Here is a 23,537-nt window from a genome sequence, read left to right as displayed (position 1 = left end):
GGATTAGCGAATCTGCACCCGATGGCTGTCCGGGTTTGCCGCCGTTGCTTGTTCATCCGTTACGTCTTAATTAGTCCTTGCCATCTGCATGAGAATCTCATGAGAGCCTTGAGCCACCCCATCCTCGCTAGGACGGCGTTGACGGTACGAGCCATCTGGCTGTAGTTCCCAAGCCTGACGATTATCCGAGAGCATAATGCCGAGGATTTCTTGTAAGTCCTTGGCAATGACGGGATTTTCCACCGGAACCACCGCCTCAACTCGGCGATTTAAGTTTCGGGGCATCCAGTCCGCACTGCCGATAAACACCTGCTCTTGTCCCTCATTATAGAAGTAAAAGATGCGTGAATGTTCTAAAAAGCGCCCAATTACACTAATGACGCGGATATTCTCGCTCAATCCCTCAATACCAGGGCGCAGACAACAAATCCCTCGGACGATTAGATCAATTTGCACCCCCACCTGAGACGCTTCATAAAGCGTCGCAATCAAACTCGGGTCGACGAGGGCATTCATTTTAGCCACAATGCGTCCAGTCCCGCCCTGTTTAGCATGATTAATTTCCTGGCGAATCAGAGCCTCCATGCGATCGCGCATATTCACCGGGGCCACCAAGAGCTTACGATAGGACCGCTGGCGAGAGTAGCCGGTGAGGTGGTTAAACAAATCTGTTAAGTCTGCACCAATGGCATCGTTACAGGTGAGAATCCCCAAGTCTGTATAAAGTTTGGCGGTTTTGGGGTTGTAATTCCCTGTTCCAATATGGACGTAGCGACGGATATGCTGTTTCTCCTGGCGTACCACCATGGAAATTTTGGTATGGGTTTTGAGGCCCACCAGTCCATACACCACGTGAACCCCAGCCTGTTCTAACTTTCTAGCCCAGAGGATATTATTTTCCTCATCAAATCGGGCCTTGAGTTCTACTAAAACAGCCACTTGCTTGCCATTTTCCGCCGCATCAATCAGGGAATGAATAATCGGTGAGTCCCCGGAGGTACGATAGAGGGTCATTTTGATGGCTAAGACATTGGGGTCGTGGGCAGCGGTGGTAATAAAATGCTGAACAGTAGCTGTAAAGGAGTGATAGGGATGATGAAAGAGGACATCGCCCCGTTCCCGAATTTCTGTAAATAGGTCGCCATCCCCGTCATTCCCTGATTGACTGAAGTCAAAATCCACATCACTAAAGCGCCGCAAGCGAGCAGGAATCACAGGTGTCCAGGGAACGTCTTTAAGTTCGGGTCTCGGGAGTCCCATAAAGGACATTAAATCCCCTAATCCTAGGAGGCCTTCTACTTCATAGACATCTTCCGGGTTTAGGGATAACTCCCGCATCAACATATCTCGCACTTCAGGGGAGAGGGTTGAGGGGACTTCCATCCGCACCACAGATCCACCCCAACGTCGTTTCCGCAGTTCCTGTTCAATGGCCAGCAGCAAGTCGTCGGCTTCGTCTTCCTCAACGGCAATATCGGCGTTACGAGTAATGCGGAAGGGGTGATATTCTTGGATGTTCATCCCTGGGAACAGGGCTTCTAGGTTATGGGCGATGACTTGTTCTAGGGGAACCCCAATCCAGGTCATATCCTCGGGGTTGGAGTCGCCATCGGAGTCATGGGGGAGTTCAATAAAGCGGGGCAGTACTTTGGGGACTTTAACGCGGGCAAAGTGTTCTTGATCGATTTCAGGATCTTTGACGACGACGGCTAAGTTCAGACTGAGGTTAGAAATGAAGGGGAAGGGGTGACCGGGATCGACTGCTAGGGGAGTGAGGACGGGAAAAATTTTCTCCTCGAAGTAGGTTTGTAGGTAGGCCCGTTGTTCTTGGTTGAGGTCGATATAGTCGAGCAGATAAATCCCTTGTTCGGCCAGTAGGGGCCGTAGTGTCATCTGAAAATGCTGATGTTGTTCGGCGAAGATGGGATGGAGGCGATCGCTGATGTCATTCAGTTGCTTTTGGGGACTGCGGCCATCAGGGGTGAGTTTGCGAACTTCGGCTTTGACCTGTTGTTTGAGTCCTGCCACCCGCACCATAAAGAACTCGTCTAAGTTCATACTGACGATGGCCATAAACTTGAGTCGTTCAAGCAGGGGAGTCCGATCATCGAGGGCTTCATAAAGAACCCGATAGTTAAATTCCAGCCAGCTCAATTCCCGGTTAAAGTAGTTTTGCGGCTGTTGCAGGGCTTCGGCTTTAACGGGACTTGCTTTGGTTGTTTTGCTCGATGAATCTGAGACGGGTTTCTTTGTCTTTGCCATGTCGAAGGTTTGGGGGAGAGACGACGGGAAATAGATGACGCGAGGATGGCGGTATGACGCCGATTGAGGATTAGATTAACGACCTTGACGAAACACCTCATCTTCTCGACCGACCCACCAGTCGCCCAATTGCGCTAACTGGTCTTGGATTTGGGCGAGTTCTGCCACATAATCGGCGTCGGAGAGTCGAGAACGGCGTTCTTGTAACTTTTTCAGGCGCAGTTGCGCCAAAAGCCAGGGTTTGTGGAGTCCATCGACGCTTTCAATATATTGTGCTAGGTCACGACTATCCATAGATCCTATCTCTGTCAGTTTAACGTCACCTTAACGACTCGCCGCGAAAAAAAACAGCCACGCAGGGCGTGGCTGAGGCGTTTCGGGATTGAAACGAGGATAAGCTAAGGCTGACTGGCCCGAGTCTAGCTCATTTGGCTGGCGACGAAGTCCCAGTTCACGAGGCTGCTGAGGAAGGTGTCTAGGTAGTCAGGACGTTTGTTTTGGTAGTCCAGATAGTAGGCATGTTCCCAAACATCGATGGTCAAAAGAGGCTTGAGTCCTTGGGTGATGGGGTTCTCAGCGTTGAGGGTTTTGACCACTTTCAGGCTGTCGCCATCTTGCACCAGCCAAGCCCAACCGCTGCCGAACTGACCGCCACCAGCGGCTTTGAGTTCAGCAACCAGTTTGTCGAAGCCACCGAATTGGGTGTTGATTTTTGCAGCGAGTGCGCCGCCGGGTTGGCCACCACCACCGGGTTTCATGCACTGCCAGTAGAAGCTGTGGTTCCAGACTTGGGCGGCGTTGTTGAAGATGCCGGATTTCTCAGGATTGCCGGCGGTGGCTTTGATGATATCTTCTAAGGATTTGCCCTCAAGATCACTCCCTTCAATGGCAGCATTGAGTTTTGTGACATACCCAGCATGGTGCTTGCCATGGTGAAATTCTAGGGTCTGCGCGGAAATATGGGGGGCTAGTGCGTCTTTAGCGTAGGGTAGTTCAGGAAGTGTGAATGCCATTGATGTTTCTCCTCTAATGTCTTTATGCTAAGGGGTGCTGCCAGTCATGACAGCCGCTTAGGCGATTTGTTATTCTCTGCCGAGGCGAGCCTCGACGTCCCGCTACCAGGCTGGTTTGACCGAACCGGAGGCGGCAATGAAACTTAACACTTATGATCCTATCCCAAAACCTAACACAAATCCAGACTGATTATGAGAAAGCTGGGGAGAATGGCTTGTATGTCTGATTTAGGCGGGAATTGTTGGGTTTCTTGAGTTGGGCGATCGCCGTCGGCAGATCCATGTTGGAAGATCCATGTTAGGTTTCGGGGTAAGAGGGGAGAATCCTCCCTGTCTGTAGCCCGTAATACAGAAAACCTTAGGGGTTGGTGAGTTATGACACTCAAGGATATGCTGTTCGCTGTTTCCCTATTTCCCTATTTGGGGTTTCTCTACTTTCTGACGCGATCGCCCGAAACGCCTCGTTTGGCGCTGATTGGCTTCTATCTGTTACTGTTGTTCGTTGTGGTGACGATTCCAGCGGGGATTTATGCCCAGGTGGAGTTGGGTGAAAGCCTCGCGAATGTGGATTGGCTCCATGGTAGTGCTGAGTTTTTCCTGACCCTGTCCAACTTGGTGGTGGTGTTGGGATTTCGCGAAGCCGTCAAGGACACCCTGGGGACAACGGAGACCACGTCTCCCCCGGATGAGTTCTAACTATCGTTTTTCAGTCTGCTATGCCCCCTTCTATGCACCCAAGCGTCATTGGTATTGATCTCGGCGGAACCGCGATTAAACTGGGACAGTTTACCCGTGAGGGAGACTGTTTAGGGCAGTTACAGGTAGCCACACCGCAACCGGCGAGTCCTGAAGCGGTGTTAGGGGCGATCGCCGCAGCGGTGGCAGAACTCGACCCCGCCGGAACCAGTCTGGCCCTGGGGTTGGGAACGCCGGGCCCCACGGATGCCGCCGGACGTATTGCTCGGGTGGCCATTAACTTAGCTGGTTGGCAGAATGTGCCGGTGGCTGAGGTGTTAGAACAGCAGACGGGACGGCCGACAATTTTGGCGAATGACGCCAATTGTGCCGGATTGGGAGAGGCCTGGCTTGGTGCGGGCCGGGATGTGCAGAATTTGATTCTCTTGACCCTAGGAACCGGGGTGGGGGGAGCGATTATCCTCGATGGCCGGCTCTTTGTGGGGCGTAACGGGACGGCGGGAGAGTTGGGGTTGATTACCCTCAATCCCCAGGGTCCCCCCTGTAATAGCGGCAATCAGGGGTCCTTAGAACAATATGCTTCAGTCCAGGCGATTCGCCGCGAGACGGGGTTAGAGCCTCATGAGCTAGCCGCTAAAGCTGAGGCGGGGGATGGGGGGGCGATCGCCTATTGGCAACAGTATGGACAACGCTTGGGGGCCGGCTTAGCCAGTTTAGTTTATGTACTAACCCCCGAGGCGATTCTCCTCGGGGGCGGCATTGCGGCGGCGGCTCCCTTATTTTTAGGGGCCACCGAGGCCGAATTACAACGGCGAGTCTTGCCCAGTTCTCGGGAGGGACTCAGTCTGCGGCTGGCCGAGTTGGGCAATCGGGCGGGGATGGTGGGAGCGGCCCAACTGGCCTGGCAGTTGTTGGCGAGGAACGCCTCCTAGAACGCACCGCCACTAGGCATAATCGTCACCTCCTCCAGCACAGCTCCTTGTGGGAGTTGTACCGCTTGTAGGATGGCTTGGGCAACGGCTTCGGGGGTGAGCATACTGTTGCGATCGAACCCGGCTTTATCCATAGTTTCCGTGTCCCAGATGGGGGTGTTGACGGCCCCTGGACAAATGGCGGTAACCCGAATGCCATGCTCTCGTTCCTCGGCAGCGAGGGTTTGGGAGAAGCCCATCATGGCAAATTTACTAGCGGAATAGGCCCCCCAGTTGGGAAACGCCTGTTTTCCGGCGATGGAGGAAACATTGATGATGATGCCGCCGCCGTTGGCTCGCATGGTGGGGAGGATGCCGCAGGTGGACTCAACAACACTGGTGACATTGAGGCGGAAGACTCGTTCCCAATCCGCTAGAGGGGTGTCGGTAAGGCTGTTGATATAGCCAATCCCGGCGTTGTTGACGAGGATATCGACTTTGCCTAACTTCTGGGCCAGGGTGGCGAAGCGATCGCGCAGTTGTTCGACTTCGAGCAAGTCACAGGGAAACACATCGGCTGTGACGCCGAACTTACGGGCGGCGATCGCCACCTGTTCGAGTTTATCCTGGGAGCGACTGAGCAGGGCCAGATTAATCCCCGCTTCAGCAAAGGCCAGGGCGGTGGCTTTACCAATCCCGCTACTGGCTCCGGTAATGAGGGCAAGTTGTCCTTGGCTGGAGGTCATGAAATAGCTGATTTCGATCAATTGCCTATTCAGTGTATCGAGAGTTTAGCGTTGTGGAACCTCGACGACCCAGTTAGGCTGTTCGACAAAATCGGGAATTTGCAAACTCTGCTCCGACTCGCTTTGGCTCACCAAGCAAGTTTTCCCGGACAAGGCATCAAAATTGGAGAAGGCCAGAATCGCCACTTCCTGACGAGCTGGATTTTCCCATTGCCACAAGAGTCCTTCTGAGAACATACTATCGGTGGGAACCATCTCCCCTGGGGACCCCAGACGCTGTCGCACTTCCTCTAAGCTCATCCCCATCTCCACTTGAGCGCAGAGTTGATGATTGTCTTGGGATTCTGGGGTGGCAGGGCGAACTCCAAAGCAGGAGAGTTGGGCAACCTGCTGATTGCGTAGCACCGCTAGGAACACGGCTCCACTGTCGTCGTCCATCCAACGCCAGAGGCTATTTCCGGGGGAGCCGGGGTCTCGTTCTGGCTCAATGTTTAACTCGTCTAAAATGCTGTCGAGTTCCGTTTCGCTCATGCCCACTTCTAAGCGTCGGCAGTCTTCCGGGGTTAGACGGGGGGAGGATTGGGCGACAACAGTTTGGGGGATGAGTCCGAGGACGAGGGTTAGGAGGGGAATCCAGGTTTGATGGTGCATGGGGGGAGGAAGGGAACAGGGAACAGGGAACAGGGAACAGGGAACAGTGGGCAGTAGGCAGTAGGCAGTAGGGGGGAGAGGCAAGGGGCAATGGGGGATGTTTGGGTTAATTATTGATGAGTTTGAAGATGAAGTCGAGATCGTTCATTTCGCCGACAATGCGTCGGATGGGTTGGGGCCAGATGCGGATGAGGGTGGGGGTGGCTGAGACGCGATCGAGTTCTGTTTGTTGGGGGTGCTTGAGAACATCAATCACTTTGAGAGTATAAGGATGACCTAGGGCGCGATCGAGGGTCTCATGTAGGCGGAGTAGGGTCTCTTCGGTGGTGGGGCTGTCGCCACGGATGAAGAGACGGAAGACATAGCCACTGGTATCTGCATCGGCGGGGTTGAGGATCGCTGGGTCATGGCCCTGACGTCCGACCTGCAAGACGAGATCATGATTTTGCCATAGTTCAGGAAATTGTGGACGATAACTTTCCAGAGCTAGGGGGTTACAGAGTTCTAGGGAACTGGGTTTTAACTCCCAGGAGACAGACTCTAATTCAAATAGCTGATTCAGTAAGCCTCGATAACGCCAGACGGCAAACATGGCTTCGGCAATGGTTTCGAGCCGTTGGGTTTGTGGGTTGAGATAGCGATCGACAGTGGCACTATAACAAGGCACGAGAAAATGTGGCGGCTCGGGAAGTCCTAAAACCTCCTGAACCGCCACACAGAGTTGGAGATGCCAGCGATCGCGATGGTGGGGGTCGACGGCATAGACGACATCCCCACCGGGTGTAAACAGGGCTAATCCCTTAAATGGCTCGACAGTCCCCAAGGCTCTTTAAACCCGACCCCGGAGGAACTGAGCCATTTCATTGGGAGTGGGGGATTTATCAAGGGCAATTTCTTCGGTAATCCGACCTTCTTGATAGAGTTCAAACAGCGCTTTATTCATGGTGGTCATGCCATCAAACTCAGAGCGCAACATCACATCGGTGATTTCGTCGAGCTTGCCTTGAATGACGTATTCTTTCACGGCATCGGTGGCGATGAGAATATCGTGGAATGCTGCCCGTTTGCCGTCGGTTGTTTTACATAAACCTTGGGCAATAATGGAGACCAAAGATTCTGCTAGAGCAACCCGGAACGCGGGCTGTTCGGCTGGGGGGAACATCCCCATGACCCGTTCGATGGTTTTTACAGCACTGTTTGTGTGCAAGGTTCCCATGACCAAGTGACCCGTTGAGGCAGCTTTGAGGGCGATATTCATGGTATCTTTATCGCGAATTTCCCCCACCAAAATCAAGTCCGGATCTTCCCGTAATGCGGCTTTTAGAGCATTAAAGAATTTGTGGGTATGGGTTCCGACTTCCCGGTGTTTGATTAGGGATTTTTTACTTTTGTGGACAAATTCAACTGGGTCTTCAATGGTGATGATGTGATAGGCCTTATTCCGATTGATATAGTCAATCATCGCCGCCATGCTGGTGGATTTCCCAGACCCAGTGGGTCCTGTCACCAAAATCAGCCCTTTGTGATAGTCCAAGCTAATACTTTTGAAGACTTCCGGGAGTCGCAGTTGTTCAAGGGTGAGAATTTCGGCACCGATCAGACGCAGAACGATCGCCGGGCCGGCTAGGGTATCAAAGGCGTTAATCCGTACCCGGACAAAGCCTAAGTCCGCTGCACCGTCGAAGTCGAGGTTTTCTTGGAACTGACGGATTTCTTCATCGCTCATCAGTTCCCGCATCCAACTCATGAAGGTGTTGAGATCCGTTTCGGGCCATTCTGTGGGGGCGATATCCCCCCTGACACGATAGCGAGGAATTTCACCCACGCCCACGTGAACATCGGAGTAGCCTTCTTTTTCCGCCCGCTGAATAATCTCACGGATGGTGGGATGACCGGGACTGGGTCCGGTGGGGGCACGACGAGGGCTGGCCTGTTGGGCCGGTGCAGTGGCTGCCGCTGGAGGACGTTGGGCGACTGGGGAACGCTGGGCTGGTGGAGGGGGTGCGGCTGGGGGGCGTTGAGATTGTGTCATAAGTGCTAGAGTCTTTTAGGAATCAGGTGAATTCGGCCTAGGATGAACAAGAGGCTGGGTTTAATGGATGAGAGGATGGAGTTGACTGACACACCATCGCTCTGGGTCTAGTGTGACCGGCTTGTAGAGGACTCAATTCGTCCATTGTCTCCCCCAAAGGGGGCAATTTGTAAACCGTAAATTCCTCTAACATCGTCCCTGGATCAGCCCCAAGCTTAGGGGACCATGATTCTCAATGGTGCTGTTTGCTATACCGTATCGTGCGATCGCCGCTTATGTCGTCTCCGTCTCTCCGTGTCTGTATCACTCTAGGAACTCGCCCTGAAGCCATTAAGCTGGCTCCGGTGATTCGTTGCTTTCAACAATCGACTGAGTTTGAAACTCAGGTGATTTTGACCGGACAACATCGAGAAATGGTGCAGCAGGTGATGGATTTGTTTCAACTATCTGCCCAGCGAGATCTCGATATCATGAAACCCAAACAAACCCTGACGGACATTACCCGTCGGAGTTTACAGGGATTGGAATCGATCTTTCAAGAGTTGGGGCCTGATTTGGTAGTGGTTCAAGGAGACACAACAACGGCGTTTGCGGCGGCTCTGGCTGCATTCTATCAAAAAATTCCGGTTGGTCATGTTGAAGCTGGGCTAAGAACCGATGAGCTGTTTGATCCCTATCCTGAGGAAGCCAACCGCCGTTTGATTTCTCAACTGACGACGTTGCATTTTGCGCCCACGACTCGGGCGGTGGAAAATTTACGCAAGTCAGGGGTGGTGGGGGCGATTCATCATACGGGAAATACGGTGATTGATGCGCTGCTGTCGGTGGCGGAGCAAACTCCCCCTTGTGAGGTGGCGGGACTGGATTGGACTCAGCAGCGGGTGTTGTTAGCGACGGTGCATCGGCGGGAGAATTGGGGCGATCGCCTGCAATCGATTGCGGAGGGCTTTTTGCGGATTCTCGATCAGGTTCCGGATACGGCTCTGTTGCTGCCGTTACACCGTAACCCGACGGTGCGTGAGCCGTTGCAACGGATTTTAGGTCAGCATGAGCGGGTGTTTCTGACAGAACCCCTCGACTATACTGCCCTGGTAGGGGCGATCGCCCGTTGTACCCTTCTGTTGACGGACTCAGGAGGCCTTCAGGAGGAGGCCCCGGCCCTAGGAAAACCCGTGTTAGTCTTACGAGAGACCACAGAACGTCCAGAAGCGATTGAGGCGGGGACGGCGAAGCTGATTGGAACCGAGAGCGATCGCATCGTCTCGGAAGCAGTCACACTCCTGCAAGATTCCCAGGCCTACGCCACGATGGCTAACGCGGTGAATCCCTTTGGGGACGGTCGGGCGTCCGAACGGATTTTGCAAATTGTGTCAGAGTATTTTCAGGGCCTCTCGATTCCCTAACTTTAAATTACGGGATACCTCATGCACCGTGCTTTTAGACAGATGCTCCTAGGCGGCGTTGTCTTTGTTTGCACGATCGCCTTCGCTGTGATGGGCTATGTCCTCCTGGGCTGGGAGTGGATTGATGCGATTTATATGGTGATCATCACCATTTTTGGGGTGGGTTACAGCGAAGTGAACCCCCTTGAGTCCACCACGGAAAAAGTTTTTACGATCATTGTTATCATCGCCGGAACCTCATCGGCTGTTTACATCGTGGGAGGATTTAATGAAGCTCACCCCACCTGCCTTGGGCGAGGTGGGGGTATCGGTGCTAACCTGAGACTATATTATTAGTCCACAGGTCACACAAACAAGCCCAGCTTCTAGGCGAACGTCGAGAACGTTGGCTCGAACGTTCCTCACTGTCCTTTCGGCGAGTGAGCTGAAGAATACCTCGGGCAGCAATATTAAGCGCCCCATTAAGGTCTGCATTGTATCGCTTGCCCGAGGAAAATTTAGCCAGAGCATAGTTTTTGGAGTTCCGCCGCACCACTCCACTGCCGTCATAAGCCAGCTTTGAGGTATAGGCGGCAACGATATCAATGACCTTGCCACCAATCTCTTGCCACTTCATCTCGGTCAAGTCTCGAATCGTAGCCTTAAGCCATCCATGAAAGCGTTGGCGCAGGTTAGAGCGTTTGCGTCCTCCCTTAGCCTTCCATCCTTTCAGGTTCTCAAAGATAATGGCATCAGCATTGAACTGTTGGGCAATCTGCACAATACGCTTGGAGACAATCTGCCCGATTTGACGGTTGATGTTACGACATTTGCGGTAGGTATGGGAGCAGAACCCTTTCTGGAGACGTCCACCGTGTCCCATCGTTTGGCTGGCTCGTTTAGATACCGATTTCAGCCGTTTATCCCGACGGTCTATGTCTCTCCCCGGGTGAATAAACTCCCGATAGGTTACAGTGCCGTCAAAATTCACGACTGCTACGGTAGCGGTGGTGTTGATACCCAGGTCAACACTGACAACTCGACCCTCTCCCTCCCGTTGGGGTGGATGACACTCAAACGGAACTGAGAGATGACAGGCCCGTTTCTGCTCATTAACAATGAGGGCGGGTGACCGTAGCTTGTTGCTATCTACGGTATGTCGTTCTCGTAAGCTGGTTATCCCAACGGTCGTCCAGACCCAATCAGTTCCATTAAAGACCTTGATGTCGATGTGGCTGTAGCCATGGAGTTTATAGCATTGACCTTTATACAGGGTCGGATAACAGCCACTGTTGGGATTGAGGATTGGAGGTTTAGCATCCCGACGTTGACGAGTTCCCGATTGCCATTCCCGATATCGGGTCATGTAGCTACTGACTTGGCCAGCAGCAAAGACAATGGCGGCCCGTCGGTAGTAGCTAGGGAACTTGTAAAAGGTTTGGTCAAATTGCCGGTATTTGGGGTTAGGGTTCTTGGCGGTTTGGTGAATGAGTTTTTCGACGGCTAGAACCCGTTTTTGACTGGATAACCCCCCTAGAGATGGCCAATGGGTTAAGAGAATCCCCATCAAATGCCGACAGACGCGACGATAGATCTCAACCGTTTGGCTCAGCAGCACTTGCTGGCTGGCTGTCGGGTTAAGATTCCATAGGTCTGTACGGATGATTGATGTGATTCGTGCCATAACGGTATGATACCCCAAGGCTTGTTAGCTCGGCGGCTCCTTGACCCCCACCTGCCGTTCGGCGAGGTGGGGGAATGCGTCGCTGTTTTGTTCAAATGGTTACAGAAGGCGAAGTTCACCGGGCCCTGGAGGCTCAACGAAAGACGAAGGGCATTGAGCAATTAGACCATCACTCCATTGTTTGTGGCTTTGGCCGGATGGGACAAATTCTGGCGAAACGCCTCTATCAAGCCCGTAAACCCTTTGTGATTATTGACCGTAATCCAGATTTACTCGAAACGGCGGAATCTTTGGGTTACCTCGTGCAAGTGGGAGATGCAGCGGAGGAGGAGGTGTTACTCTCAGTCGGGATTAAACGGGCCCTGTTTCTAGCCGCCGTACTCCCTGAAGATGCGGTGAATGTGTTTGTTACTCTCACAGCACGGGGACTCAAGCCGGATATTACCATTCTTGCCCGGGGTGAAAAACCCACCACAGAGAATAAACTGCGTTTAGCGGGGGCCAATCGGGTGGTTCTCCCGGCGGAAATTGGTGCCCTCCAGATGAGTAACTACATTACTCAACCGACGGCCTTTGAGTTTTTCGAGCAGGAGGAGGGGGGCCATACCCTCAATGAGATGCTGGCCCAGATTCACCTGCAACTAATAGAAGTCGATGTTCGTGCGACGTCCCGCCTCAACGGTCGCTCCATTGGCGAGGTGGAGGTTTGGGGTAAAGGCTTATTTCTGATTGTCGCGTTGCGTCGGGCTAATGGCAAAACCCTCTCCCACCCCGCCGCCTCAGAGGTGCTGCATCGAGGGGACACGATGATGGTGATTGGTCACATGGACGATATCCTAAAATTCAACTACCGCTAGGCGAAGACGCGATGTTGGAGGGAGGGCATTTGGCCGCGAACTTGCTCTAGTCGTTGGGGATTAATTTCGGCGATCGCAATCCCAACTTTTGTGCCAGCATCGGCGATGACAGTTCCCCAGGGGTCAATGATGACAGCATGGCCGTGAGATTGACGAATGCCATAGTGGCGACCGGTTTGGGCGGGGGCGATGACGTAGGCGGTGTTCTCGATCGCCCGGGCCTGAAGCAGGACTTGCCAATGGTCTTTGCCGGTGTAGGCGGTGAAGGCGGCAGGGATAAATAAGACATCTGCTCCCTGGCGCGAGAGATGACGGTACAGTTCCGGGAAACGCACGTCATAACAGACGGATAGCCCCAGTTGGCCTAAATCAGGAGAGGGATAGACGGGGGGAAGGTCACTGCCAGCGCGAACGGTACTGGATTCTTGGTACGTGTTGCCGTCGGGCAGGTTAACATCGAACAAGTGGACCTTGTGGTAGCGGGCTAGTTCCGTGCCGCTGGGATCGATGAGTAGGGCGGTATTGTAGGCCTGCGTCTCACTGACGGGGATGGGAAAGCCGCCTCCAAGAAGGGTGACTTGATACCGTTGCGCCATGGTTTTGAGGAACAGTTCACTCTCCTGAGCGATTTGGGGCGCTTGGGCAATTTTTTCTTCTTCTTCTCCGAGGAAGGAGAAGTTTTCCGGCAATCCTATGAGTTCGGCTCCTCGGCGCACGGCAAGGTCGATTAACTCTTCCGCTTGTGCCAAATTTTGGTGGAGATCTGGCACGCTCGTCATTTGAATTGCCGCAGCAAGGTAGGACTTCATGGATTCTTCTCGAAAGGACGGTCGATATCGGGCTTCAATGGTATTGGCGATCGCGACCTTAATGATTTTAGCGGCGATCGCCCCCCGAGCAAATGGTCAGGAGTCATGCCGACGCACGGATGACTACACCCTCTGTTTTGACCGGGATTGGCTACGGTATTATACCCAGCCTCAGTCTGATCTCGATTGGCAAACCTATCTGCGCAGTCGTGTTCCCCCGGATGCGTCGGACTACTACCCGGAGATTAACCGCATTTACCGGGATCTGCTGCAACGCACGGCCACGGAACGGGAGCTAGAACATTGGTCTCATGCGATTTTGGCGGGACTGTCCATGACGGAGTTTCGGCGCACTTTGGTCCAAGGGGAGGAGGTGATGGCTCGGATCAACGGAATTTATCAGACTATTCTGGGACGAGATGTGGATGAGAGTGGCTTAGAGACTTGGAGGCAGAAGCTCATGGATGGGGGAACCTTGGAGAATGTCTATGAGGAGGTCTCGAACAGTGAGGAAGCTCTACAATTACGAGATACCTCCCCTTAACCTAATGTTGTCTTGCTTACTCTTTTAACGGGTTCTGCTCTTGATTTAAGGACAGTTACGTTAGGACGTTGGGCGGAGAAAAAATAAGTTCATACAAGGCTTATAATCGTACTGAGCGCTCATCATCAATTGTCTATTATAAACCTGTGAGGTATGACCAAACAGAAGTTTTCCATCGCTAAGCTCTATCATGAGCGCACGAAATACGACCCGGAGACCATCAATCAACGGGTTCCTGATATTGATTGGGAGCGTCCCCCGGTTCCCTTTAAGGATTATCCCATTGGGACTCGTGTTGACTTAAAACCCCATATTGGCGATCGCCAGACCGTCCTGTCGCGGCTGTCCCATCTGCTGTACTGCACCTATGGGGTGACGGCTCGGATTCCTCAAATTGCCCAACAGGATTTGTTACTACGAGCGGCTCCCTCGGCGGGGGGACTCTATCCGGCGGAAGTGTATGTGCTGTCTCGTGGGGGTGACGATTTGCCCGCAGGTCGCTACAACTACCAGGTGCGGGATCATAGTCTGGTGCAATTCTGGGATGGTGACCCCGGTGAGGCTCTGGAGGCGGCGTGTTTCGGGCATCCGGCGCTGAAGGAAGCTCCGTTTATCATTGTGACGACGGCGGTGTTTTTCCGCTCCTCCTGGCGCTATCAGGATCGGGCCTACCGCCGCATTCATTTGGATACGGGGCATCTGTTGGGAAATTTAGACTTGGCGGCGGCGTTGACGAATTATCGCCCCTACCTGATTGCTGGGTTTGATGATAGGGCGGTGAACGAGTTGCTGTACCTGAATCCTGAGGAGGAGGGGGCGATCGCCGTTGTGGCCCTTCAGGAACGGCAAAATGCCGCCCTTGAACTGCCCTTAACGACGGCGTTAGCGTCCGATGCGGATCTCGATTATCCAGAGTTACCCGATGGCTCTCTCCTGGGATATTTACATCAGGCCAGCGCCATTGAGGGCGCTCCTGAGTCTAGTTCTGACTCTAGTGCCGAGTTGGGGTCTCAGTTGAGTTCTCAGGCCATTGAGGATAAATATAACTTTCCCTTTTGCACCAAGGTGAGTACCGCCAGTTCTCCTCTGGATTGGGGGGTGGGAGGCAAGGCTCTGGAGGCGACGTTACTGCAACGCCGTTCAACACGGGCCTATGACGGAGACGCTGAGATTGAGTTAGAGCAGGTCAAGGCGTTGTTGAATTTTGCTTATCAGCCACAGTCTCTGGGCCGACTTAGTGGCAATCCCCCGGCAGCGTCAGCCACTCAGGGGTGGGAACAGCCCAGTTTGTGCGATCGCAGTCTGATTCAAACCTTTATTGCTACAACAGCGGTGGCGGGATTGGATGATGGCTGTTATTACTATGCGCCTCAGGCCCAGGAATTGCGGCAAATTCGCTTTAAAAACTTCCGCCGTGAACTGCATTTTCTCTGTTTGGGCCAAGATTTAGGGCGAGATGCGGCGATGGTGTTGTTTCATACGGCAGATTTGCAGGGGGCTATTGCTCGCTGGGGCGATCGCGCCTATCGTTATTTACATTTGGATGCGGGTCATCTTGGGCAACGTCTGAATTTAGCGGCGACGTATCTGCGCTTGGGCGTCAGTGGCATTGCTGGCTTTTTTGATGATCATGTCAATGATGTGCTGGGGATTCCCCCCGATGAGGCGGTGCTATACATCACCACCATCGGACAACCGCGAACCACCCGACGTCCTTAAGTCCTGTTTTCGTTTTCCTGAACTGACGGTATGCCAATTCACTATCCAACTCATCCCCCGATTCCTCCCCATACCTGGCAACGCCCTCTGGGAAAGGGCTGGGATAATCCCTATCGCGTCCGTTATGCCAGTAATCTCGATGATGGCCCGGATCATGGAATGCCCCTGGGAGGGTTTGGGGCGGGTGCGATTGGGCGATCGCCCCAGGGAACGTTTAATCTTTGGCATCTTGATGGGGGGGAACATATTTTTAAACCCCTCCCAGGCTGTCAGTTCTCGGTGTATGAGGAAACGGACTCGGGACAACGGCAGGCTTATGCTCTCTCGACGGTTCCCCCGGAGGATGGAACCTTAAGCAGTTGGAATTGGTATCCGGCTGAAACTGCGGCGGGAGAGTCCACGGGAACCTATCACGCGCTCTATCCCCGCAGTTGGTCGGTGTATGAAAAGCTGTTTAACTGTTATCTCACCTGTGAGCAGTTCTCGCCGATTATTCCTGATAATTATCAAGAAACCAGTTATCCCCTGGCAATTTTTGAATGGACGGCTCATAATCCCACCGATGAACCGATTACGTTAAGTGTTTTATTAACCTGGGAAAATATCGCCGGTTGGTTTACGAATACGCTGAAATCCCCGGAGGTGCGGGTACGGGATGATGGCAGTCCAGTTTATGATTACGAGTCTCGCTGGGGCAACTCTCAGGGGAATGTAAACCGTTGGTTAGAGGATTTTTCCCGTCTGGGCTGTTTGCTCAATTCTGGGGCCATGGGGCATGAGGCGATCGCCGAGGGAGAGGGGCAATTTGCCCTGGCAACGGTGACGAATCCGGCGGTGAAGGTGTTTTATCATTCTCGCTGGAATCCGGTGGGGGATGGCTCGGAAATTTGGCGCTCCTTTGCCGAAGATGGAAGTTTGGAGAATTGGGAGGATGAAACCCCGGCGGTGGCGGGGGAACGGATTGGGGCGGCGATCGCCGTCCGCTTTACGGTGCGTCCAGGCAAAACTCGCAAGATTCCCTTTATTTTGGCCTGGGATTTCCCGATTACGGAGTTTGCTGCCGGAATTACGGCCTATCGCCGCTATACGGACTTTTTTGGTCGCAATGGGCAAAATAGTTGGTCGATGATTCGCACGGCCCTGAAGCATTCGGATATGTGGAAGGAGGCGATCGTGGATTGGCAAACGCCGATTTTAGAGGATGAGTCGCTGCCGGGTTGGTTCAAAATGGCCTTGTTTAATGAACTGTATGACCTCAGTAGTGGGGGCAGTTTATGGACGACAGCAAATCAGGAGGAACCAAAAGGTCATTTTGGGGTTTTAGAGAGTTTTGATTATCGCTGGTATGAAAGTTTGGATGTCCGTTTGTATGGGTCTTTTGCCCTACTAAAACTTTGGCCGCTGTTGGAAAAATCGGTGATTCGCTCCTTCGCGCGGGCCATTCCTACGGGAGATGAGACGCCTCGGGTCATTGGCTATAACGGGGCAGCGGCGATTCGCAAGGCGGTGGGCGCAACGCCCCATGATTTGGGGGCGGCGAATGAACATCCTTGGGTTCAAACCAATTACACTAGCTATCAGGATTGTAATCTTTGGAAGGATTTACCGTGCGATTTTGTATTGCAAGTTTATCGAGATTTCCTGTTTACTGGAGCCAAAGATATTGAGTTTTTACAAGACTGTTGGCAGGGGGTAGTTCAGGCGATCGCCTATCTGAAAACCTTTGATACGGATGGGGATTCTATTCCCGAAAATGGTGGCGCACCGGATCAGACCTTTGATGATTGGCGTTTGCAGGGGATTAGTGCCTATTGTGGGGGCTTATGGTTGGCGGCCCTGGAGGCGGCGATCGCCATTGGGGAACAGCTAGAAACCTCTGTACAACCCTGGAACACGGGTAATTCCCACCAGAATATCCCCGAACCGGCGCAGGTGTTACCGGAGTATCGTGTCTGGCTTCAGGAGGCGAAACCCCGCTATCACAATACGCTCTGGAATGGTCGCTATTATCGCCTTGATAGTGAGAGTGGTTCGGAGGTGGTGATGGCGGATCAGCTTTGTGGCCAGTTTTATGCGCAACTGTTGGGGTTGGAGGATGTTGTGCCGCGCAATTGTGCGGACTTGGCTCTGAAAACGGTTTATGAGAGTTGTTTTGTCCAGTTTAATCAAGGCTTAGAGACGCCGATTGGGGCCGCCAATGGGGTGATGTTAGATGGTTCCCCCGAAGATCCCCAGGCGACGCATCCGTTGGAGGTTTGGACTGGGATTAACTTCGGAATTGGGGCCTTTTTAATCCTCATGGGATTGAAGACGGAGGCGCTGATGATGACGGAGGCGGTGGTGCGACAAATTTATGAGGGGGGACTTCAGTTCCGCACTCCTGAGGCGATTACGGCGGCCCGAACCTTCCGCGCGGGACATTATCTCCGGCCGATGGCGATTTGGGCGATGTATGAGGTTTGGTGTGGAGATGATTCGTTGAGGGGACGATAGGGGCTATGGTGGCTGTACAAACTCATCCGCTAGAATTTGAGGCGTTTCTGGCCCAGTATCCTGATGATGGCCGGCGCTATGAACTGATTGAAGGGGAAGTGATTGCAGTGTTACCGACGGGGCCTCATGAGGAGATTGCGGGGTTTTTAGTGGCGGAGTTTAATCTGGCGATTCGTCGGGGGGGACTTGCGTATACGATTCCCCGGGCCTGTTTGTTGAAACCGCAAGCGCCGCGATCGGGATATCAGCCGGATGTGGCGGTGTGCGATCGCCGTCAACTGCGCCAGGAACCCCTCTGGAATACGGCTTCTGTGATTGAGTCGGGGGCGACGGTTCCGTTGGTGGTTGAGGTTGTCAGCACCAATTGGCGGGATGATTACGGCCATAAACTGATTGAGTATGAGGCGATGGGGATTCAGGAGTATTGGCTCGTCGATTATCGGGCGTTGGGTGGGGGGCGCTATATCGGAACGCCAAAGCAACCGACGATTACGATTGCGGGTTTGGTTGAGGGGGAGTATCAGTTACAGCAATTTAGACGGGGGGATACGTTGGTTTCAAGGGTTTTTCCGGAGTTACGGTTAACGGTGGATGCGGTGTTGGGAGTGGTTGAAGACACTCATTCATCATGACATTTCTGAATGGATTGGGCGATCGCAAGAGATGGATCGCCCAAATGAAGTTACTCGTCGCCAGTGAGTTGTTCTTTGAGCCGCGCGATCGCCGCTGCATCGAGTTTAATTTTGACTTCGAGTAATTGAGGTTTGTCCCGGAAGACGAGCAGGCCCTTCTCGTTATTAACCACACATTGAACCTCGGGCTGAGTCAGTTCCACGGTCTCAAACTTAACTTGGGGTAAACTGACCCGAATGGCAACGTTGGGGCGAGATTTGGGATAAACAAACAGTTGCTGCTGTCGAGTTTCGAGTTCTAGGGTTCCGGCGGTAATGTTGCGGGGGGCCTCTTCGTCGGGTTTGCGCCAGTATACCGTGATGCCTTTAAGTTCCGGTTCGGCCATGGCAAAGCGCTCGTCAAATCGCTGGGGTTCCCAGTCGAGTTGGCCCACCTCCTCGCCGTCGGGAACGATGCGTTGTTGCCAGAGAACGCTTTTACCACTGAGTTTTGACCACCATTGACGAATGGCATCGAGATTGGCGCTATTCTCAGGATGTTCGCTGCCGTATTGCCAGGTCAGTTTGGAGTCCATAGGGATATCTCGCTTGTGAAAACTTGGGATAATTATCTATCTGTATCTTACAAATTTTTCCCGGAATACCCGTTAAGGCTCGTTTATGGCGTTACCGATTGTGCATCATCGTGATTATGTGGCCCCCCTGCCGCCAGGCCATCGTTTCCCGATGCAGAAGTTCTCGCAACTCTACAGCTATCTGTTGCGCCAGGGAATCGCCACGCCGGATCAGATTCACGTTCCCAGTTTACCGCCTCGGGAGGTGTTGGAATGGCTCCATGAGGGGGAGTATGTGGAGGGCTATTTGACGGGAACCCTCCCGGAGAAGGCGCAACGGCGGATTGGCCTCCCTTGGACAGCAGAATTGGCGCGACGCACCTGTTTGGCAGTGGGGGGAACGCTGTTGACGGCTCAGTTGGCTCTGGAGACAGGGTTAGCTTGTAATACAGTGGGGGGAACTCATCATGCGTTTCCGGGGTTTGGTTCGGGGTTTTGTATTTTTAATGATTTGGCGATCGCGGCCCGGTTTGTGCAGAAGCGGGGATTGGCGCGGCGGGTGTTGATTGTGGATTTGGATGTGCATCAGGGGGATGGAACGGCGGTGATGTTTCAGGGGGATGAGACGGTGTTTACGTTCTCGATGCACTGTGGGGTGAATTTCCCGAGTCGCAAGCAAGTTAGTGATTTGGATGTGTCGCTTCGGGAGGGGATGGAGGATGATGAGTATTTACAAACTTTGGCTCGGTATTTGCCAGATGTGTTGTCTCAGGTGAAGCCGGATTTGGTGCTGTATGATGCTGGGGTGGACCCGCATTTGGGCGATCGCCTGGGGAAATTGGCGTTAACGGATACGGGGATTTTTCGCCGGGAGATGCAGGTGTTGAGTACCTGTTTGGGGGCGGGGTATCCGGTGGCTTGTGTGATTGGTGGGGGCTATAGTACGGATTTTGCGGCGCTGACGTATCGCCATAGTTTGTTGCATCGGGTGGCTGGTGATTTGTTCCGTCAGTATCGTTTGGGTTGAGGGGCGATCGCATCGATTCAAGCCACGCCAGTATACTGAAGGGATAATGATACTAAGGATGACTTTATGCAATTGATGAGTAGACAAGGACTGATCGGGGCGATCGCCGTCTGTTGGGGGCTGCTGATGCTCCTGGTTCCGGGATTGGCCTGGGCCGATGACGCACCGACTGCGACAACGATGAACGATCTGGGGATCTCGGAGATTACTGACTCTGGGGCAATTTCTTCGGAAAAGGTGAGTCAGTTCGCCAACGCCTATATGGGGATTGTGGACTTGATTAGTGGCCGCAGTGAGGAACTGCAACAGGCGGAAACCGCTGAAGAGTACAACCAATTGGAACAGGAATTGGAAGCGGCGGCGATCGAGATTATCCAAGAGACGGGATTGACTCCCCCGGAATACTTGCAATTGTTAACCCTTGCTGACACCGATGCGGAGTTTAGCGAACGGGTCGCCACGCAAATTCAAGATTCTGAGGAGTAAAGGCGAGTTTCGCTTGGGGGGATATCCCCCCAAATCAATATCTCTACCGGGCTGAGGAGGATTGGGCTAAATCATCGATGAGCCGTTGTAGGTCATTGGCATCGGCGTTATAGACCTCCTTACAAAACTCACAGGTGGCCTCAGCCCCACCATCTTTATCAATCATATCCTCTAACTCGCTTGCCCCTAAGAGTTTGAGGGCCCCCAACATTCGATCCCAGGAACAGCCACAGTGGAAGCGCAACATCTGTACTCCGGGGAGAATCTTCAGGTCTAAATCCCCTAAAAGAGTCTCAAAAATGGCATTGAGGGTCTTTTTCTGTTTCAACAGCGGTGTAAAGCCAGAAAGTCCCGTCAGGCGGGATTCAAGGGTGGCAATGAGGGCATCGTCGCGGGCGGCTTTGGGCAGTACTTGTAGGAGTAGTCCCCCGGAAGCCGTGACGCCTTCTGACCCCACGAAGACTCCGAGAACTAGGGCTGAGGGGGTTTGTTCGGAGGTTCCTAGATAGTGGGTCACGTCGTCACCGATTTCCCCAGATACCAGTTCGACGGTACTGGAGTAGGGATAGCCGTAGCCGATATCTCGGATGACATAGAGAAAGCCATTAGACCCAACGGCTTGGCCCACGTCAAGTTTGCCTCGGCTGTTGGGGGGAAGTTCGACGTCGGGGTTGTTCACGTAGCCGCGTACGGTTCCATCCATCCCCGCATCCACGAGAATTCCCCCGAGGGGACCATCCCCTTTTATCCGCAGATTAACGCGGGAGTCGGGGTTTTTCATATTGGAGGCGAGGAGTAGGCCGGCACTCATGGTTCGACCGAGTGCAGCGGTGGCGACGTAGGAGAGTTGATGGCGTTGTCGGGCCTCTTCTGTGAGTCGGGTGGTGATGACCCCGACGCAGCGAATGCCACCATTGGCTGCGGTTGCGCGAATAAGCTGGTCTGCCATGAAAGTCTGGATTGATGAAGTCTTTACTTATTGTAGGGAATTGGGAACTGGGGGGGGAAGGCAAGAGGCAAGAGGCAAGAGGCAAGAGGCAAGAGGCAAGAGGCAAGAGGCAAGAAGAAGGAAACACCGGAATTGGGAATCGGTCCCCCAGACGCTTCTCGATCGGCGATAATAGGGGGGATATGGTTTGATGCCGCTCGCAAGACATAGGGTTAGTATGTTTGGAAGCTTCCAACAGAGTCAGTTACGAATTGAGGTGGATGCGTCAGCCGAGGCGATCGGCCAGAGTTTATTGGAACCGGGTCAGATTCAGAAGTGGCTGGCCCCCCAGCAACTCTCGACTGGACTGCCGCCAAAACTCCATTCGGATTTAACATTCACCAGTTCCCTCGGCCCGATTACGATTCAACATCGGGTTGAGGTGGCGAATGACCATTGTTTACGGATGATTCTCAGTCAGGGAATTGACGGCTTTCATGAATGGTATTGGGGCGAGGGTTGGGTGCAATCGCGCTTGGAAGGGGTGTCTGTATTGCCGTTGAATCTTGGGCAAACTCTGAGTTTATGGCGGTTGCGGGAGTTTTTAACAACGACTAAAGTGGAGTCGGGTTCTTAGGTTTTGTTAACGCCGAGTTAATGTTACCTTAAACCCAGTTTTACCCTCGTAAAGATTTGGCGATCGCCCGGAAGATTGGCAGTGAAATCAGTTAGGATGCAACTAAGTCTGTATTCAAACTAACATTAGCCAATCTTTTAATCTGAAACCGCCATGTCTGTCCTTCTACAGTCCATCTCCCAACCCCAACTCCCGGAAGCAACTCCGGTTGCACATCTTAGCTTAGACTCAACCTTAGATGAGCTGGAGTTACATCAATGTAATGTTCCCGTCTCCTGTCGGGGGGAGGAGGTGATGGAGATATTTAACCAGAATCCCTTACTTCCGGGGGTTATTTTGACTCAAAATAATCGGTTTGTTGGTGTCTTGTCGCGGCGGAAACTCCTCGAACACATGAGTCGGATTTATAGCATTGAGTTGTTTTCCCGTCGTCCCATCGCCTCTCTCTATTACTTTGCCGAGCGAGAAGTATTTTGTTATCCTAGCCACACCTTGATTGTCATGGCGGCGCGGCGGTCTCTACAACGTCCCCCAGATTTGCTCTACGAGCCAATTTTAGTCGAAGTTGATTCAGGAGAGTATCATTTACTCGATGTTCATCAGCTTTTGGTGGCTCAATCTCACATTCATCAACTGACCACTCAGTTATTACATGAACAAACTCGTCAGCAGATGATGCAGACGGAAAAAATGTCCAGTTTAGGACGTATGGTGGCGGGAGTGGCCCATGAGTTTCGTAATCCGGTAAACTGCATCAATGGGAATATGAACTTTCTCCAGAACTATTTTCAGGATTTACTGGAGTTGGTGGAGGCCTATGAAGCTGAAGGCACGGTGGCTGAGGAAGTTCAGGAACTCAAGGAAGACCTAGAATTTGAGTTTTTGAAGGACGATTTACCGAAGATTTTGCAAACCGTTCGAGAAAGTGCGGAACGCTTGACGAAAATTGTGGGGAGTTTACATGGCTTTTCTCACATGGGGGAAGACCGCTATGAGAACACCAATTTAGAAACCCATCTTGAAAATACACTTCTAATTTTAAACAACCGCTTAAAGACAGGAATTACCCTGGAAAAGCATTATGGACATATTCCTCCAGTTTATTGTGCTTCAGGGCAGTTAAATCAGGTGTTTATGAATTTGCTTAGCAATGCGATCGATGCGGTGGAGGAGGTGAAACAACTTGGCAAGGAGCCAATTATCACTTTAACGACCCAGCAAATTGATGAGAGTTGGGTCTCCATTATCATTGAAGACAATGGGCCGGGAATACCCGAGACGATTCAGAACCGGATTTTTGAGAATTTCTTTACTACCAAGCCAGCGGGGAAAGGAACTGGCTTAGGGTTAGCCATTAGCCATCAAATTATCGTCGATAACCATCATGGACAGTTAAGTTTTTCGTCCACCCCTGGGGAGGGAACTGCCTTTGAGATGCGTTTACCCATCAAGCCGGTTCAAGCTTAACTAGCGG

The 23,537-nt window shown here is 52.7% G+C and carries 24 protein-coding genes; 13 read left to right on the top strand and 11 right to left on the bottom strand.

What is annotated here, in order from left to right; all coding sequences use genetic code 11:
* Positions 1–66: 66 nt before the first annotated feature.
* The 3 genes from ppk1 to L855_RS10115 all read right to left on the bottom strand — a co-directional run bounded on the left by ppk1 (position 67) and on the right by L855_RS10115 (position 3,275).
* Positions 67–2,262, bottom strand: a complete 2,196-nt coding sequence (gene ppk1, locus L855_RS10125) for a polyphosphate kinase 1 (RefSeq protein WP_159787584.1) — start codon at positions 2,260–2,262, stop codon at positions 67–69.
* 75 nt (positions 2,263–2,337) lie between these two features.
* Positions 2,338–2,556 (bottom strand): hypothetical protein, encoded by a 219-nt coding sequence (locus L855_RS10120; protein WP_159787581.1) that lies wholly within the window; start codon positions 2,554–2,556, stop codon positions 2,338–2,340.
* Positions 2,557–2,681: 125 nt separating this feature from the next.
* Positions 2,682–3,275, bottom strand: coding sequence for a superoxide dismutase (locus L855_RS10115; protein ID WP_159787578.1), 594 nt, complete (start codon positions 3,273–3,275; stop codon positions 2,682–2,684).
* Positions 3,276–3,650: 375 nt separating this feature from the next.
* Between L855_RS10115 and L855_RS10110 the strand changes: the two genes are divergently transcribed.
* Both L855_RS10110 and L855_RS10105 read left to right on the top strand, forming a co-directional pair.
* Entirely contained in the window at positions 3,651–3,971 is a 321-nt protein-coding gene (locus tag L855_RS10110; RefSeq protein ID WP_159787575.1) for a DUF3593 domain-containing protein, read from the top strand.
* 32 nt (positions 3,972–4,003) lie between these two features.
* The gene (locus tag L855_RS10105; protein WP_159787572.1) at positions 4,004–4,903 is read left to right on the top strand and encodes an ROK family protein; all 900 of its coding nucleotides are present in this window, start codon (positions 4,004–4,006) and stop codon (positions 4,901–4,903) included.
* On the opposite strand, the gene L855_RS10100 is transcribed toward L855_RS10105, so the two are convergent.
* The 4 genes from L855_RS10100 to L855_RS10085 all read right to left on the bottom strand — a co-directional run bounded on the left by L855_RS10100 (position 4,900) and on the right by L855_RS10085 (position 8,311).
* Entirely contained in the window at positions 4,900–5,628 is a 729-nt protein-coding gene (locus tag L855_RS10100; protein ID WP_159787569.1) for an SDR family oxidoreductase, read from the bottom strand. The two genes, L855_RS10105 and L855_RS10100, sit on opposite strands and share 4 nt — an antisense overlap.
* 45 nt (positions 5,629–5,673) lie before the next feature.
* Positions 5,674–6,279, bottom strand: a complete 606-nt coding sequence (locus tag L855_RS10095; protein ID WP_159787566.1) for a hypothetical protein — start codon at positions 6,277–6,279, stop codon at positions 5,674–5,676.
* A 106-nt stretch (positions 6,280–6,385) separates the two neighbouring features.
* A complete protein-coding gene (locus L855_RS10090) occupies positions 6,386–7,102 on the bottom strand; it encodes a circadian clock KaiB family protein (RefSeq protein ID WP_159787563.1) in 717 nt (238 codons plus the stop codon).
* A 6-nt stretch (positions 7,103–7,108) separates the two neighbouring features.
* Positions 7,109–8,311: a type IV pilus twitching motility protein PilT gene (locus L855_RS10085; protein WP_159787560.1), complete on the bottom strand. Its 1,203-nt coding sequence runs from the start codon at positions 8,309–8,311 to the stop codon at positions 7,109–7,111.
* 275 nt (positions 8,312–8,586) lie between these two features.
* Between L855_RS10085 and wecB the strand changes: the two genes are divergently transcribed.
* Both wecB and L855_RS10075 read left to right on the top strand, forming a co-directional pair.
* Complete coding sequence (gene wecB, locus L855_RS10080) at positions 8,587–9,714, top strand: non-hydrolyzing UDP-N-acetylglucosamine 2-epimerase (RefSeq protein ID WP_159787557.1); 1,128 nt, start codon at positions 8,587–8,589, stop codon at positions 9,712–9,714.
* A 21-nt stretch (positions 9,715–9,735) separates the two neighbouring features.
* Complete coding sequence (locus tag L855_RS10075; RefSeq protein WP_159787554.1) at positions 9,736–10,050, top strand: potassium channel family protein; 315 nt, start codon at positions 9,736–9,738, stop codon at positions 10,048–10,050.
* On the opposite strand, the gene L855_RS10070 is transcribed toward L855_RS10075, so the two are convergent.
* Complete coding sequence (locus tag L855_RS10070; RefSeq protein ID WP_192925021.1) at positions 10,028–11,377, bottom strand: IS200/IS605 family accessory protein TnpB-related protein; 1,350 nt, start codon at positions 11,375–11,377, stop codon at positions 10,028–10,030. The genes L855_RS10075 and L855_RS10070 overlap by 23 nt on opposite strands.
* Positions 11,378–11,472: 95 nt before the next feature.
* Here L855_RS10070 and L855_RS10065 point away from each other — a divergent pair, with 95 nt between their 5' ends.
* The gene (locus tag L855_RS10065) at positions 11,473–12,234 is read left to right on the top strand and encodes a potassium channel family protein (RefSeq protein ID WP_246198794.1); all 762 of its coding nucleotides are present in this window, start codon (positions 11,473–11,475) and stop codon (positions 12,232–12,234) included.
* On the opposite strand, the gene L855_RS10060 is transcribed toward L855_RS10065, so the two are convergent.
* Positions 12,231–13,043: a carbon-nitrogen hydrolase family protein gene (locus L855_RS10060; protein ID WP_159787548.1), complete on the bottom strand. Its 813-nt coding sequence runs from the start codon at positions 13,041–13,043 to the stop codon at positions 12,231–12,233. The genes L855_RS10065 and L855_RS10060 overlap by 4 nt on opposite strands.
* Between L855_RS10060 and L855_RS10055 the strand changes: the two genes are divergently transcribed.
* The 4 genes from L855_RS10055 (at position 13,042) to L855_RS10040 (ending at position 18,431) form a co-directional block, all read left to right on the top strand.
* The gene (locus tag L855_RS10055; protein ID WP_159787545.1) at positions 13,042–13,587 is read left to right on the top strand and encodes a DUF4214 domain-containing protein; all 546 of its coding nucleotides are present in this window, start codon (positions 13,042–13,044) and stop codon (positions 13,585–13,587) included. The genes L855_RS10060 and L855_RS10055 overlap by 2 nt on opposite strands.
* Positions 13,588–13,740: 153 nt before the next feature.
* A complete protein-coding gene (locus L855_RS10050) occupies positions 13,741–15,306 on the top strand; it encodes a SagB/ThcOx family dehydrogenase (RefSeq protein ID WP_159787542.1) in 1,566 nt (521 codons plus the stop codon).
* A 30-nt stretch (positions 15,307–15,336) separates the two neighbouring features.
* Complete coding sequence (locus tag L855_RS10045; protein WP_159787539.1) at positions 15,337–17,799, top strand: GH116 family glycosyl hydrolase; 2,463 nt, start codon at positions 15,337–15,339, stop codon at positions 17,797–17,799.
* A gap of 5 nt (positions 17,800–17,804) precedes the next feature.
* Complete coding sequence (locus L855_RS10040) at positions 17,805–18,431, top strand: Uma2 family endonuclease (RefSeq protein ID WP_159787536.1); 627 nt, start codon at positions 17,805–17,807, stop codon at positions 18,429–18,431.
* A gap of 50 nt (positions 18,432–18,481) precedes the next feature.
* Here the strand turns inward: L855_RS10040 and L855_RS10035 are convergent, their stop codons facing one another.
* Positions 18,482–19,006, bottom strand: a complete 525-nt coding sequence (locus L855_RS10035; protein WP_159787533.1) for a hypothetical protein — start codon at positions 19,004–19,006, stop codon at positions 18,482–18,484.
* Between the two features lie 85 nt (positions 19,007–19,091).
* On the opposite strand from L855_RS10035, the gene L855_RS10030 reads away from it, so the two are divergent.
* Positions 19,092–20,012 (top strand): histone deacetylase family protein, encoded by a 921-nt coding sequence (locus L855_RS10030; RefSeq protein ID WP_159787530.1) that lies wholly within the window; start codon positions 19,092–19,094, stop codon positions 20,010–20,012.
* 75 nt (positions 20,013–20,087) lie between these two features.
* Positions 20,088–20,498 carry a DUF4168 domain-containing protein gene (locus L855_RS10025; protein WP_159787527.1) on the top strand — a complete coding sequence of 137 codons (411 nt, stop codon included), beginning with the start codon at positions 20,088–20,090 and terminating at the stop codon, positions 20,496–20,498.
* Positions 20,499–20,541: 43 nt separating this feature from the next.
* On the opposite strand, the gene hslO is transcribed toward L855_RS10025, so the two are convergent.
* Complete coding sequence (gene hslO, locus L855_RS10020) at positions 20,542–21,447, bottom strand: Hsp33 family molecular chaperone HslO (protein WP_159787524.1); 906 nt, start codon at positions 21,445–21,447, stop codon at positions 20,542–20,544.
* A gap of 217 nt (positions 21,448–21,664) precedes the next feature.
* On the opposite strand from hslO, the gene L855_RS10015 reads away from it, so the two are divergent.
* Together L855_RS10015 and L855_RS10010 are read left to right on the top strand one after the other, a co-directional pair.
* Entirely contained in the window at positions 21,665–22,063 is a 399-nt protein-coding gene (locus L855_RS10015; protein WP_159787521.1) for a hypothetical protein, read from the top strand.
* 153 nt (positions 22,064–22,216) lie between these two features.
* On the top strand, positions 22,217–23,530 hold the full coding sequence (locus L855_RS10010) for a sensor histidine kinase (RefSeq protein WP_159787518.1): 1,314 nt from the start codon (positions 22,217–22,219) through the stop codon (positions 23,528–23,530).
* The last annotated feature ends 7 nt before the right edge of the window (positions 23,531–23,537 follow it).

This window comes from Sodalinema gerasimenkoae IPPAS B-353 (assembly GCF_009846485.1).
Taxonomy (GTDB): Bacteria; Cyanobacteriota; Cyanobacteriia; order Cyanobacteriales; family Geitlerinemataceae; genus Sodalinema; species Sodalinema gerasimenkoae.
Note: the sequence above shows the minus strand (reverse complement) of the source record. Positions and strands in the feature narration are given on the sequence as shown.